Origin of the sequence: Staphylococcus lutrae (assembly GCF_002101335.1) — a bacterium.
Taxonomy (GTDB): domain Bacteria; phylum Bacillota; class Bacilli; order Staphylococcales; family Staphylococcaceae; genus Staphylococcus; species Staphylococcus lutrae.
In genome coordinates, this window is the sequence record NZ_CP020773.1 from 1080378 (window position 1) to 1092757 (window position 12380).

The following is a 12380-nucleotide window of genomic DNA, read 5'->3' on the forward strand; positions in this document are numbered from 1 at the left end:
GTGATGACCGCATGAACGATATAACTCAGCATTTACGCACTGTTTTATCATTTGAGCCCATCGATGAAACGATAGACATTTCTGTTGAATCGATGATGGGAATGTGTGAAGGTCTTTGATGTTTGTTTTGGTGCGCACCCTTACATCATTGTACGAACACATGACAATGTAGATGCCAATCTCAACATTGTTCGTTTCTATCAAATCCGTTACTTAACACCAAGGGTCAAGAATTATCAACATATCAGTCATTCCTAAAAGACAACAGTAAACAAGCATTCATCTTTCCCTTACTAAGTAAAAGCCAAGTTGAACAATCTCAGTATCGTTGATGGCAGATTGTTACAACGAAAATGTTTATCCTCCATAACTAAAAAGTTTGAACAGCAGGTATGAATCCTAATAGGCAGCTCAATTTCAATCCTGTGTTATCCCTCTAACACATCGGATTGTCCGACATTGACTGTGACATGTAGAAAGCGTCATTGTATAAATAGCCCTTGAGTACGATGACATTCGGTCGTTACGTGATATCCCTAAAGTACGTAACACCTCCAATAATTACAAATTGATTCTATAGTAAAACGTGTTGTATAGCGATAAACTCCCTGTCGACTATTACAACAATCTCGAACATCTTGTATCATTTTTACAACTCTAGATTCTTAAAAATCATCTTAAAACCTTTAGACCCCTGATGTGCTTCATCTCACATCAGGGGCAATTTTTGGGTTCTGTACTTTTAATTACACCTGATGATACCTAATGGGATGAAGACGATATGCCTTTTTAATGGCACACCAAATGTTATGACTATGTTATAACGTGTGGTATAATTATATTAAAGGGAGTGATGATACATGAAAATGTTATCAAAAGTTATAAAAAATGGAAATAGCCAAGCAATCAGTTTAAATAAATCCATCTTAAACGAAGCAGGTTTAAACATTGGGGATTCTTTAAATGTAGAAATAAGCGAGGGCGCAGTTAAGTTTACCAAAAGAGAAAAGTCAATTATAAATGAAATTCATGATTTTTATCGTAATGGGGGTCACTATGATGAAAAAGAAATTGATTTTGGCGATCAAGTAGGTCAAGAACTATGGTAAAACAATTCGACATTGTAATGATTGATTTAGATCCTACTCGAGGTAAAGAAAAACAAAAATACCGACCGTGTGTAATTGTAAGCAACAATTTTGTCAATCAAGGCTCGCCTTTTGTTTGGGCTTTACCTATAACTAACAGAACCAAGAGGTTTCCTTCAGATATAGTTGTTAAAACAAAACATAATAGCATAACAGGTATCATTGATTCGCTGCAAATAAGAGCTTTAGATATTAAAGCCAGAAATAATAAAATTGTAGATGAATTAGATGAGAGTATCAAGTCTGACGTCATCAAGACTATCATTGCACACTCTAAAATAATTTAAAGTTCAAGGGGGCTGGGACATAGGGTTTCAGTTCCTAAGAAAAACACCACAAAAATTTTTTTGAAATGATTTTGTGGTGTTTTTCATTCAAATTCTACTTGAAATTAGCGGCTCTTTGTCAACGTCGGTTGGTGAAAAAATATTCGTGCTTCTATATAATGAATACGTGAATTTAAATGTTCAACAGGTATTTCTCTATAGTCTGGTTCACACCTTTTATTTCACTGGTTCAGGTTTTTCCTTTTCCTATACAAAATGCATAAACCCCTTTCAAACTGTTCTTCAAACGTGCAGTGATGGAATCGAATTGCTATCAATCACATCATCCACGATATCATCAAATCCTGCCCACCGATATCCAGAATAATCAACAATTACCCAACCCGTTCTTGATTTCCCCATATCTTTAATGGTTTTTGCGATGTTCGGATTAATATAAGATGCGTAGTAGTAAATACTGTTCAGTGCACTTCCACCTGAGGAAACATTTAAATAGTTCATATATAACGTGTGCGGATCCGAATTTGTTTTACTGCGCATTAAAAGGTTTTTGACCGCTGCTAATTTATCACCATAATAATCTTTATACTCATCTTGCACAACAAGATGAATATGCTTTTCGTTAATCTCAGTGGCAAAAGTGGCGTTATCCGACCAATGTATACCCTGCCGACTTGTGCCATAACCGCTTGTCATCTGTGTTGGTCCCATTCTATTAAAAAGTACAATTTTGCCTCTTGTTTCTGCTAAAGTGGGGTTTGAATGATGACCTTTATAAAAAAGTGTACTGAATCTAGGATCATCAAAGTAGTGTTCTCTAAAAACAGACTCAAATGATTGGTGTACATGGCTGTCATTGTAATGATCTTTTTTCATCGACATAATAATCGTTTCATGGGGATAAACCGTTAAATATGCCCTTGCTGCATTTAAAAAGGTCCCGAGTTCATGATGTAAATAAATGACACCATGGTGTATCGAAATCGTTTGATTTGTTGACGCACGACCTCTTATATCAAAAAAGCGAATACCATGTTCCATTTGTTGTATGTAGTTCAAAGTTTGTGTTTTTGCCCATACAGATTTAACGGGATCTTCCAACGTAAAGGAACCACTATCATGTGTGCCAGGAATGTTGATTTCAGTAAGTGGGAGATGTGCATCGAGGGAACTCATCCAATTTTCAGAGTGCTCACTTAATACGACTGAAGCGCGTGCAATCGGAGTAAACAATAACATTAAACTAACAACAAGTGCAAAAGCCCCTATTCTTTTCATCATCACCATCATCCAACCTCTTTCTATGTTATTTTAAAAACTAATTTAATTATATAATTATTCTCTTTTTGGAATATAGTATTTATACATAATGAAGGGGTTGTATCAGTAGAAATTTAACCATTGACATTCATTTATTTCGGTGCTCTCATAAAGCTTCAAGGTTTGATTTCCATCTTGAATGCGCCTTGTTATCAGCCATTCAAAATAAAAGCTGACCCTCATCCGTGTTTACCTGCCTTCTTTACAAGGACTTAACTTCATTGCCCCTGGTTCAACTGAAGTTCTGGTATTCGGATGGTGTCAGCCTCTGTCATAGATTGTTCGTATCACGATTTACTCTATAACTTGATTCACTTTCAAAATGTGACATACCTCTTTATCACTGTTCGATTAATGTTGTGTTTCTAATTTTAAAGGGATTTTTATCGTCGGTGCTAATTTTTTGCCTTCCATCAATTGTACGATAGATGTCATGGCACGTTGCCCCATGACTTGAGGTTGTTGTGCAACTGTAGCATTTAATCGTTTGTTTTGTATGGATTTCATCGCATCGTCATTGCCATCAAAACCAACAACTAACACATTTTTATCGCCAATCGCTTCTATTGCACCGAGTGCCATCTCATCATTGTGCGCAAAAATGGCTTGAATATCGGGATGTGCCTGTAAGAGATTTTGTGTCACATTCAAGCCTTCTGCACGATCAAATTTTGCACTTTGTTTTGCAATAACATCTAACTCCTGATCTGCAATTTCATGGAAGCCTTGACCTCTCTCTCTCGTTGCACTCGCACCAGGAACCCCCTCTAGTTCTACTACTTTCGCATTTTTTCCTAACTGATTGACAATATAGGTTGCCCCCATTTTCCCTCCTTCTACATTGTCTGAAGCGATGAATGTCGCCACTTGTCCTTTATCTACCGATCGGTCTAATGTGATGACAGGGATTCCTTCATGATTCGCTGATTCCACTGCACTTGCAATGGCACTAGAGTCAGTTGGATTAATAATTAAATAATCCACTTGTTGTTGGACTAAATCTTCAATATCGTTCGTTTGTTTTGCAGCGTCGTCACGCGCATCGACAACTTTAATTTTCATACCTTGTTTTTGAGCTTCTTCTTCAATTCCATTTTTAATCGACACAAAAAATGGATTATTCAGTGTCGAAAGGCTGACCCCAATCGTCACGTCTGATTTCTTTTTATGATGAGGTCCTTTGTTATCTTTTTTCACTGGAGATTCCAACGAACACGCTGCTAACAATAAAATGACCGTAATAAATAGAATGATTCGTCTTTTCATCATTTTTGCCTCTTTCACTTATTTTTTTCGATCAATGCACACTGCAATCAGGATGACGATTCCTTTGACGACTTGTTGATAAAATGACGATACACCTAATAGGTTCAAACCATTATTCAATACGCCAATAATCAAAACCCCGATTAATGTACCGACAATCCGCCCCTTGCCGCCAGTCAAAGATGTACCACCAAGTACAACAGCCGCTATTGCATCCAGTTCATATGCCGTTCCTGCAGTTGGTTGTGCTGAATTAAGCCGCGACGTTAAAATCGCCCCCGCCAATGCAGACATTAAACCCGAAATACCATATATGAGCACTTTAATCCGTGTCACTTTAATTCCGGAAATCAATGCGGCTGTTTCGTTACCTCCAATCGCATACGTATGTCGCCCAAAAGTCGTCCGATGTAAAATGATAAACAAAATAATAAATACGAGGGTCATCGTGACTGCGGGGACAGGCACACCGAAAAAGTAACCTTTCCCGAACAATTGAAAGAGGTAATTGTTCCCCAGATTTGTGATCGGATTCCCGTCTGTCACAACGAGCGTCAATCCACGAAAGATCGTCATCGTCGCTAATGTCACAATGAATGGGGCCATTTGCCATTTTGCAATAAAAACACCATTAATGAGACCTAGCAAAAAGCCAATCAGTACACCGATGATGATGGCAACGATTGGATCAATCCCATGGGTGATCATTAACGCAATCAATGCAGATGAAAATGCCAACATCGAGCCGACTGATAAATCAATACCTCCTGTTAAAATGACAAAAGTCATACCAAATGCGATCAAGCCATTGATTGAGACTTGACGTAAAAGATTCAATAAATTAGACAAGTCTAGAAAAGCAGTATTAAAAATACTAATGACAATGATAAGTATAATCAGCCCTATAAATGGAAGTATTTTCTCAAAAAATGGTGCTTTAGCTGTTAATGATTTCATCTAAAGTTCCCCCTGTTGCTAATGTCATAATGTGTTCTTCTGTCATCGCATCGCCTTTTAATTGACCCGCGATTTTCCCTTCATGAATGACGATGACGCGGTCGCTCATTCCGATGACTTCAGGCAATTCTGAAGAAATCATAATCATCGAGACGCCATGTGCTGTTAATTCATTCATCAATTGATAAATCTCTCGTTTTGCGCCCACATCAATGCCACGTGTCGGTTCATCCAAAATAATAATCTTCGGCCCTGTACTCATCCATTTTGCCAAGACGACCTTCTGTTGATTGCCTCCTGACAATGCAGAAACCGGACGTAAATCATCGCCTTTAATATTCAAACGCTGTTGCATCTGCAAAACGAATTGCTTCACCCGCTCTGTATCAACAAAACCCCGTTTCGCAAAACTTTTAAGTGATGGGAGCACCATATTATCACGAATGGAGAAGTCGAGTATCAGCCCCTCATCTTTGCGTTGCTCGGTTATCATCGCCAAGCCATAACGCATGGCTTCTTGAGGCGACGTTATACGCACCGCTTCACCATTGATTTTGATAGCGTTTTCATTTTTATCAATGCCAAATAAACTGCGCATCATTTCAGTGCGACCTGCGCCCATCAAACCACTCACACCTAAAATTTCTCCCTCATGCAATTGAAATTGTACATCTTTAATTCCCGCACCTTGATGATTTAAAGATTCAACTTCTAACACAACGGGCTTTTCAACATAGTCACGTGTCGGATATTGCGAATCGATGTCTCTCCCTACCATCGCTTTAACAATGTCAGAGTAACACGTCTCATCGACTGGGCGAGACCAAATCGTTTTTCCATCGCGCATGACAGTGATTTCATCTGCAATATCAAAAATTTCTGCCATCCGATGTGAAATGTAAACAAATGCAACACCTTGCGCTTTCAATCGACGAATTAATTTAAAGAGCGTCTGAATTTCAGTATCTGTCAATGTTGCTGTGGGCTCATCCATAATAATGACCCTCGCATCAGTCATCAATGCTTTTGCAATTTCTATCATTTGCTGTTCTCCAATTGAACAATGTTTTGCCAACTGATTAAAGGAAATTTGAAAATCTAACATGTCAAAAATCTCTTCAGCTTGTACACGCATCGCATTTTGATCTAAAAATCCCCATGCATGATGCATCTCCTTACCGACAAACAAATTTTCAAGTACTGTCAACTCTGGCCAAATATTCAACTCTTGATGAATAAAAGTAATCCCCTCTGCTTCTGCTTGTTTAGGATTGTCAAATGTCTTTAATTGTCCAAAATAATGGATTGTCCCTTCATCTTTGTCATGCATCCCAACAAGCACTTTCATCAATGTTGATTTTCCAGCACCATTTTCACCCATCAATGCGTGAACAGTTCCTGCTTCTATTGTAAAATCTACACCTCGTAAGACGTGGTGTGCCCCGAAAGACTGATGAATATTCGTCATTTGAATCATAGGCTCCACTCCTTTTCACCCTATGCTTTTTAATATGATGACGATGCGTCAACACGACCTCATATAATATCCAATTCGCTTATACATCAAAAGTTTGCGCCAAATCTTCTATGACAGGCATGCCTCCTTGTGCGCCCATTCCAGTAACGGAATAACTCGCTGCTAAATTCGCAAATTCAATCACCTTTTTTAATGGGTATCCCTTTTGAAGTCCAACCGCTAAAGCACCGTTAAACGTATCTCCAGCACCTGTTGTATCTTTAACAACACTTTTAACACTTGGCACTTGAATCATTTGTTCTCCATTATGATACACTGCGCCGCTTGACCCTAACGTTACAATCAATTGATTTGGATAATGTGCAAGTGTTGTTTCCAGTGCTTGTCCTTCAAACAAACATGCATGCTCTGTTTCATTTGGTGTTAAATAATCCACTTGTGTAATCACGCTTTCTGGAATAGCACGATAAGGTGCTGGATTCAAAATAGAGACAATGCCATGTTTCGCACAATAATCAATCACACATATCACCGTTTCTGTTGGAATTTCTTGTTGAATTAACACGATATCTCCTTCTGACATGCGATCAAGTTGTGGCTGTACACGGTCAGGTGTCAAATATTGATTGGCAGATGGCACGACGATAATCCGATTATCTTGTTCCGATAAGATAATATGCGCAGTCCCGGAAGGTATCCCCTCAATGACTTGAATCCCTTCAACATTGACATGATTCATTTCAAGATTTTGTCGAATTTGTTCTCCCCATGCATCTGTCCCAACACAACCGATCATGTGCACCCCATCGCCTAAGCGTGCGGCTGCCACTGCTTGATTTGCACCTTTTCCTCCAGGTGTTGTGAAAAAGTCATCACCTAATACGGTCTCGCCTTGTGCCGGTACCGATTCCGTTGATACGACTAAATCCATCGACATACTACCAACGACATAAATTTGCCCCATCTTCATTCCTCCTTGTTGATTCACGTTCAATTAATGTCACATCTAACACTGTTTTCAGAGGCACCTCTGCATGCCCTTCTATTTGAGCAATGAGTTTTAATACCGCTTGTTCTCCAAGTTGATAAGTGGGTTGATTGACCGTTGTCAGCCCCGGAACGACCCATGGCGCCATAGGAACATCATCATAACCGACGACTTGTACCTCCTCTGGAACACGTATCCTTTCATCATGTAGCCATTTCAACACACGAAATGCCGATGCATCTTGACCACAAATCACACTATCCACTGCACCGTCATGAATTAATGTTAAAAGTACTTCACGTGTCATATTCAAATCAGGCATCTCATAAATCATACAACCTGCTTCTTTCAACACTTGTTTTGCCACTTGATAACGTTGTTGAAATGATTGATAATGTTGATCTTGATATACAATCAACACCCTTCGACCCGCACCACGCAAAACGGCTTCTGCTTGTAGTCGACCCCCTTGTTGATGATTCGCTTCTACACAATAAGCTTCTACAGTTGTTCGATCAATGAGCACATGCGGCCCTTCATAACTTTGAAGCGCTTCAAAAGCCTCTACTGAAGCCAACTGAGATGCAATCACACCACTGCAATGATTCGACTTAAACGTCATCAAATAGTCCATCTCTTTTTGACCGTTCATCGCCCCATTCCCAATCATAATATGATAGCCGTGCGCCATAGCCGTATCCTCTACGCCACGTGCCACCTGTGTAAAAAACGGATTGCTCATATCAGGTAACAACAATCCCAACACTTTGGATTGCTTCATATTTAACGTGCGTGCAACTTCATTTGGTGCATAATTCAATGCTTCAATGGCCTGCTCTATTTTCATTTTTGTTGCCGCTTTAACATAACCATTATGATTGATCGCACGCGAGACGGTCGCTACGGAGACCCCTGCAAATGCGGCTACTTCTTTCATCGTTGTCATGATATTCCTCCTGATGTGGAAACGTTTACATATAAAGTACCATGAGTTATTGTACCATGCAATCAAAATCAGTCTATTCCAATCATCACTCAAACAATGCGCGACAAAATGGCTATTCAAGCACTCTACTTTGTTCTATACCATAACAATAGTATATTAAATGTATGAACAGATTGAGAAAAACTGATAGAAATAAAGGAGCGCAATCATGACAACATTTCAACTTGGCACAACTATGCCTGATTTCACACTTCAAACAACAGAAGGGACATCGTTTGACTTCCATCAATATCAACAAGATTATCCTAATCAATGGTACTTCGTAATTAACTTCCGTGGTTCATGGTGTCCTATTTGTATGGAAGAAGTCGAGCAACTGGTTGCAAATCAGCGTTACTTCGAAGGTAAAAATATTAAAGTCATTTTGGTGTCAGACGATTCAGCTGACAATCTCCACCAAATGGTCGAAAAGAAACAAGTCCCATACCCTGTACTTGTTGATGAAAACAGTACATTTGCAGATGTTTATGGTGTATTCAAACATGCAGATGACACACTTTATGACGACCACGGCACACATAATGAACCGGCATATTTCCTCATTTCTGAGGACAATCGATTATTATATCAACAAAAACAAACCAATCCGTTTGGACGTCCAACAATGGTCGAATTGCGTAAAATGATTCAATATATCCAAAAAACATATAAAAAAGCATAATCGTTTAATAAAAGAAACAAAAAGAGGCTGAGACAATGAATAAACAAAGTCTCAGCCTTTTTTGCGCGGTTTCACTTCACTTTAGTTTCTCCTTTTACCACTGACACAAACGACACGTATGCGCGTGACGTTGATAAATCTGATCGATTTTCGGCTTTACATCTCGCTCATAATTCCAAATATATCGAATGAACTCAAAGCTAATGATGTGAGGATTATCACCGATTTGAGGATGATGTCTCCCCTTTAAATACCGTCTCATTACTCGTAAAATACACCGCCATCTCGCATCCGTTAAAACAATCAGCACGTCCGCACGCGCCAGCCTTTGATCTAACGTCTTTGTATACGTCCCATCAACCACCCATGACGGTGTCTCGACAATTGTATCTACATGATGTTCAAGTATTGGCGCATCAACCAACACACCGCCTTCCCATGCATAGTAATCCAAGTGATAATACGGTATGTTGAATCGTTTCCCTAATCGTGCACATAGTGTAGATTTACCGGCTCCCGGCATTCCAACAATGACAATACGTTGACAAGTCATATGCGACTCCTTTCAAATTTTTCATCTTCGTCTAAATTCTCTTAATATTAATCAAGTTTTCCGATGAATACAATAAAAGCAAACGGGATACCCTTCTCAACATGGTGACACATGTGATGCCTTCTTATCGATGACATATCCACCTCTACATTATAATGATTCACGCGTTTTCCTCGTTAATGACCATCTATTAATATAACTTTTTTCCCTTTTATTGACAATGTCAGTTATTCTTGACACTCAAATCAATATGTCCCAAATTTTGATAATTATGAAAATAATACCTTGTATTCTGATAGGAATTATATTAATATAGCAATATCAAAATACATGGGGGCATGTTTTATGGCATTATTTTTATTAGAAACACAAGATTTATCATTTGCGAAGTCGAAAGTTGAATTGGATGAGAAAGTCCGTTCATTGTCTGCACAATCAGGTTCAGAATTGATTGAAGTACAAGTGACCGAAGATTTATCCCATGGTTACTTCATTGTTGAAAGCAACGACGAAGCCCAAGCAAAACAATTTTTAGAATCTGGGGGAATTAAAGTTAGCCTGGTCAAAGAGGTTCGACTGGTGGGTAAAGATCTAGATGAAGTCAAACAAGGTGATGTATCCATCGACTATCTTGTGACTTGGAACATTCCTGAGGGGATTACAATGGATCAATATTTAGCACGTAAAAAGAAAAATTCTGTACATTATGAAGAGGTGCCTGAAGTCCAATTCCAAAGAACTTATGTGTGTGAAGACATGACGAAATGTGTCTGTCTCTACAATGCACCAGATGAAGCAGCGGTACGCCGTGCGCGTGAAGCTGTCGACACACCAATTGATGAAATCGAAAAAATTTAAAAACTGTTAAATCGACTATTTGTAATGACAAAAGGGCTGTGACACAAATAGCGAAAATGGATTAGGGAGTGAGATGACTTCTATAACACATCACCACTCCCTTTATTCTCACTATAAATCTTAGTATTTAAATAAGAATTAGGAGGATGGCGATGATTGAAATTCAACAACTCAATCACTACTTCGATAAACAGCACGTCATTCAAAATTTTAGTTTATCTGTGCCTCGAGGTAAGATTATCAGCTTTATTGGAAAAAGTGGTTGTGGCAAGTCTACACTTTTAAATATTATTGGCGGATTTCTCACGCCCTCAACAGGTCAAGTGTCCATCAATGGCGCGCGTAAAACCGCACCGTCTGCTGAATGTTTAATGTTATTTCAGCATCACAATTTATTACCCTGGAAAACTGTTCGCGATAACATCAAACTCGGATTACAACGCCCCCTTCAAGAAGGGGAAATCGAACATCACCTTGTCACAGTGGGGCTCAAAGACAAAGGAAACCACTTTCCCGAGTCGCTCTCTGGAGGGATGAAACAACGCGTTGCCATCTGTCGCGCACTCGTTCACCAACCTGATGTCATTCTACTCGATGAGCCGCTCGGTGCACTGGATGCTTTTACACGCTACCAATTACAAGATGTTTTAATTACACTGAGTACACATACACAGGCGACATTAATTTTGGTCACACATGATATTGATGAAGCACTCTATCTATCAGATGAGGTCATTTTATTAGGTGACGGATGTCGTATCATCAACCAATATCCCATTCATTATCCACATCCTAGACACCGCAACAATGCACAACTACTCACATTACGGGACAATATCATGAAAGATTTTGCAATTCACCATACCGCTGACTCGGAATCTATAAAATAATGAGGAATATCTATGAAAAAAATATTGCCGTTGTTACTCATATGTCTCATTAGTATAACCGGATGTAGCAATCCTCATGCGTCGAATTCGCGTGAGCACACACCAAAAGTGATAAAAATCGGATATTTACCGATTACACATGCAGCCAACTTAATGATGACACAAACGATTAATGAAAAAAACAGCAGTTCTCACTATCAAATCCAGCTCGTCCGCTTCAATAATTGGCCCGATTTGATGGATGCGTTAAACAGCGGGCGTATTGATGGGGCTTCTACTTTAATTGAACTTGCAATGAAGGCCAAATCTAAAGGCGCACCGATTAAAGCCGTCGCACTGGGTCATCATGAAGGAAATGTGGTCATCGGACAAAACGGACAACAGCTCGATGATTTTCATCCAAACAAAGATTATGCTTTTGCGATACCGCATCGTTATTCCACACATTATTTATTATTAGAGCAAATGCGTCACAAATTAAACATTCCAGAAGGACATTTTCACTACCATGAAATGGCGCCCGCAGAAATGCCTGCAGCGCTAAATGAGCAACGCATCTCTGGCTATTCCGTCGCAGAACCTTTTGGCGCATTAGGTGAAAAACTAGGTCAAGGACACCTGCTTCAACACGGCAGTGATTTAATTCCAGATGCCTATTGTTGCGTACTCGTACTTCAAGAAAATCTCCTTCAACAACACCGACAAGCTGTCAACGATTTAATGCATGATTATAAAACAGCTGGCTATGATATGACCAATCAACAAAAAAGTGTCGATCTCATGGCACACTACTTAAAACAAGATCGTAAAATTCTTGAACGCTCTGCGCAATGGACAACATATGGTGATTTGACAATTGAACAAAGTGGCTATCAAGCTATTGCCCATGACGTTGCTGCACATCATCTATTTGATCCACCTTCGTTCAACAATTTTGTGGATCCCACATTCTATCAAAAGGGGTGAGAA

The 12380-nt window shown here is 39.2% G+C and carries 13 protein-coding genes; 6 read left to right on the forward strand and 7 right to left on the reverse strand.

The genetic code is table 11. The features are described from left to right. The first annotated feature begins 860 nt into the window (after positions 1-860). Together B5P37_RS05070 and B5P37_RS05075 are read left to right on the forward strand one after the other, a co-directional pair. Entirely contained in the window at positions 861-1109 is a 249-nt protein-coding gene (locus tag B5P37_RS05070; RefSeq protein ID WP_206168701.1) for an AbrB/MazE/SpoVT family DNA-binding domain-containing protein, read from the forward strand. Further along, on the forward strand, positions 1103-1435 hold the full coding sequence (locus B5P37_RS05075; protein ID WP_085237212.1) for a type II toxin-antitoxin system PemK/MazF family toxin: 333 nt from the start codon (positions 1103-1105) through the stop codon (positions 1433-1435). Before B5P37_RS05070 ends, B5P37_RS05075 begins: the two co-directional genes overlap by 7 nt. A gap of 282 nt (positions 1436-1717) precedes the next feature. Here the strand turns inward: B5P37_RS05075 and B5P37_RS05080 are convergent, their stop codons facing one another. From B5P37_RS05080 to B5P37_RS05105, 6 genes are all read right to left on the reverse strand, one after another. Next, on the reverse strand, positions 1718-2713 hold the full coding sequence (locus tag B5P37_RS05080; protein ID WP_338063791.1) for a phosphatidylinositol-specific phospholipase C: 996 nt from the start codon (positions 2711-2713) through the stop codon (positions 1718-1720). Between the two features lie 393 nt (positions 2714-3106). Continuing rightward, entirely contained in the window at positions 3107-4021 is a 915-nt protein-coding gene (locus tag B5P37_RS05085) for a D-ribose ABC transporter substrate-binding protein (protein WP_085237213.1), read from the reverse strand. 18 nt (positions 4022-4039) lie between these two features. Then, positions 4040-4978: an ABC transporter permease gene (locus B5P37_RS05090; protein WP_085237214.1), complete on the reverse strand. Its 939-nt coding sequence runs from the start codon at positions 4976-4978 to the stop codon at positions 4040-4042. Next, a complete protein-coding gene (locus B5P37_RS05095) occupies positions 4959-6455 on the reverse strand; it encodes a sugar ABC transporter ATP-binding protein (protein ID WP_085237215.1) in 1497 nt (498 codons plus the stop codon). The genes B5P37_RS05090 and B5P37_RS05095 overlap by 20 nt, the downstream gene beginning before the upstream one ends. A gap of 79 nt (positions 6456-6534) precedes the next feature. Then, the gene (gene rbsK, locus B5P37_RS05100) at positions 6535-7419 is read right to left on the reverse strand and encodes a ribokinase (RefSeq protein ID WP_085237216.1); all 885 of its coding nucleotides are present in this window, start codon (positions 7417-7419) and stop codon (positions 6535-6537) included. Then, positions 7394-8389 (reverse strand): LacI family DNA-binding transcriptional regulator, encoded by a 996-nt coding sequence (locus tag B5P37_RS05105; protein ID WP_085237217.1) that lies wholly within the window; start codon positions 8387-8389, stop codon positions 7394-7396. The genes rbsK and B5P37_RS05105 overlap by 26 nt, the downstream gene beginning before the upstream one ends. 208 nt (positions 8390-8597) lie before the next feature. On the opposite strand from B5P37_RS05105, the gene B5P37_RS05110 reads away from it, so the two are divergent. Further along, entirely contained in the window at positions 8598-9110 is a 513-nt protein-coding gene (locus B5P37_RS05110) for a peroxiredoxin family protein (RefSeq protein WP_085237218.1), read from the forward strand. A gap of 94 nt (positions 9111-9204) precedes the next feature. Here the strand turns inward: B5P37_RS05110 and B5P37_RS05115 are convergent, their stop codons facing one another. Beyond that, a complete protein-coding gene (locus tag B5P37_RS05115; RefSeq protein ID WP_085237219.1) occupies positions 9205-9663 on the reverse strand; it encodes a P-loop NTPase family protein in 459 nt (152 codons plus the stop codon). A gap of 345 nt (positions 9664-10008) precedes the next feature. Between B5P37_RS05115 and B5P37_RS05120 the strand changes: the two genes are divergently transcribed. The 3 genes from B5P37_RS05120 to B5P37_RS05130 all read left to right on the forward strand — a co-directional run bounded on the left by B5P37_RS05120 (position 10009) and on the right by B5P37_RS05130 (position 12377). Continuing rightward, the gene (locus tag B5P37_RS05120; protein ID WP_085237220.1) at positions 10009-10521 is read left to right on the forward strand and encodes a DUF4242 domain-containing protein; all 513 of its coding nucleotides are present in this window, start codon (positions 10009-10011) and stop codon (positions 10519-10521) included. 152 nt (positions 10522-10673) lie between these two features. Continuing rightward, complete coding sequence (locus tag B5P37_RS05125) at positions 10674-11411, forward strand: ABC transporter ATP-binding protein (protein ID WP_085237221.1); 738 nt, start codon at positions 10674-10676, stop codon at positions 11409-11411. Between the two features lie 12 nt (positions 11412-11423). After that, entirely contained in the window at positions 11424-12377 is a 954-nt protein-coding gene (locus B5P37_RS05130; RefSeq protein WP_085237222.1) for an ABC transporter substrate-binding protein, read from the forward strand. The last annotated feature ends 3 nt before the right edge of the window (positions 12378-12380 follow it).

Excerpts from the sequence above, each read along its gene's own strand:
- B5P37_RS05075 (WP_085237212.1), top strand. The coding sequence starts at position 1,103 with ATGGTAAAACAATTCGACATTGTAATGATTGATTTAGATCCTACTCGA.
- B5P37_RS05120 (WP_085237220.1), top strand. The coding sequence starts at position 10,009 with ATGGCATTATTTTTATTAGAAACACAAGATTTATCATTTGCGAAGTCG.
- B5P37_RS05070 (WP_206168701.1), top strand. The coding sequence starts at position 861 with ATGAAAATGTTATCAAAAGTTATAAAAAATGGAAATAGCCAAGCAATC.
- B5P37_RS05080 (WP_338063791.1), bottom strand. The coding sequence starts at position 2,713 with ATGAAAAGAATAGGGGCTTTTGCACTTGTTGTTAGTTTAATGTTATTG.
- rbsK (WP_085237216.1), bottom strand. The coding sequence starts at position 7,419 with ATGGGGCAAATTTATGTCGTTGGTAGTATGTCGATGGATTTAGTCGTA.
- B5P37_RS05125 (WP_085237221.1), top strand. The coding sequence starts at position 10,674 with ATGATTGAAATTCAACAACTCAATCACTACTTCGATAAACAGCACGTC.
- B5P37_RS05130 (WP_085237222.1), top strand. The coding sequence starts at position 11,424 with ATGAAAAAAATATTGCCGTTGTTACTCATATGTCTCATTAGTATAACC.
- B5P37_RS05085 (WP_085237213.1), bottom strand. The coding sequence starts at position 4,021 with ATGAAAAGACGAATCATTCTATTTATTACGGTCATTTTATTGTTAGCA.
- B5P37_RS05115 (WP_085237219.1), bottom strand. The coding sequence starts at position 9,663 with ATGACTTGTCAACGTATTGTCATTGTTGGAATGCCGGGAGCCGGTAAA.
- B5P37_RS05110 (WP_085237218.1), top strand. The coding sequence starts at position 8,598 with ATGACAACATTTCAACTTGGCACAACTATGCCTGATTTCACACTTCAA.
- B5P37_RS05095 (WP_085237215.1), bottom strand. The coding sequence starts at position 6,455 with ATGATTCAAATGACGAATATTCATCAGTCTTTCGGGGCACACCACGTC.
- B5P37_RS05090 (WP_085237214.1), bottom strand. The coding sequence starts at position 4,978 with ATGAAATCATTAACAGCTAAAGCACCATTTTTTGAGAAAATACTTCCA.
- B5P37_RS05105 (WP_085237217.1), bottom strand. The coding sequence starts at position 8,389 with ATGACAACGATGAAAGAAGTAGCCGCATTTGCAGGGGTCTCCGTAGCG.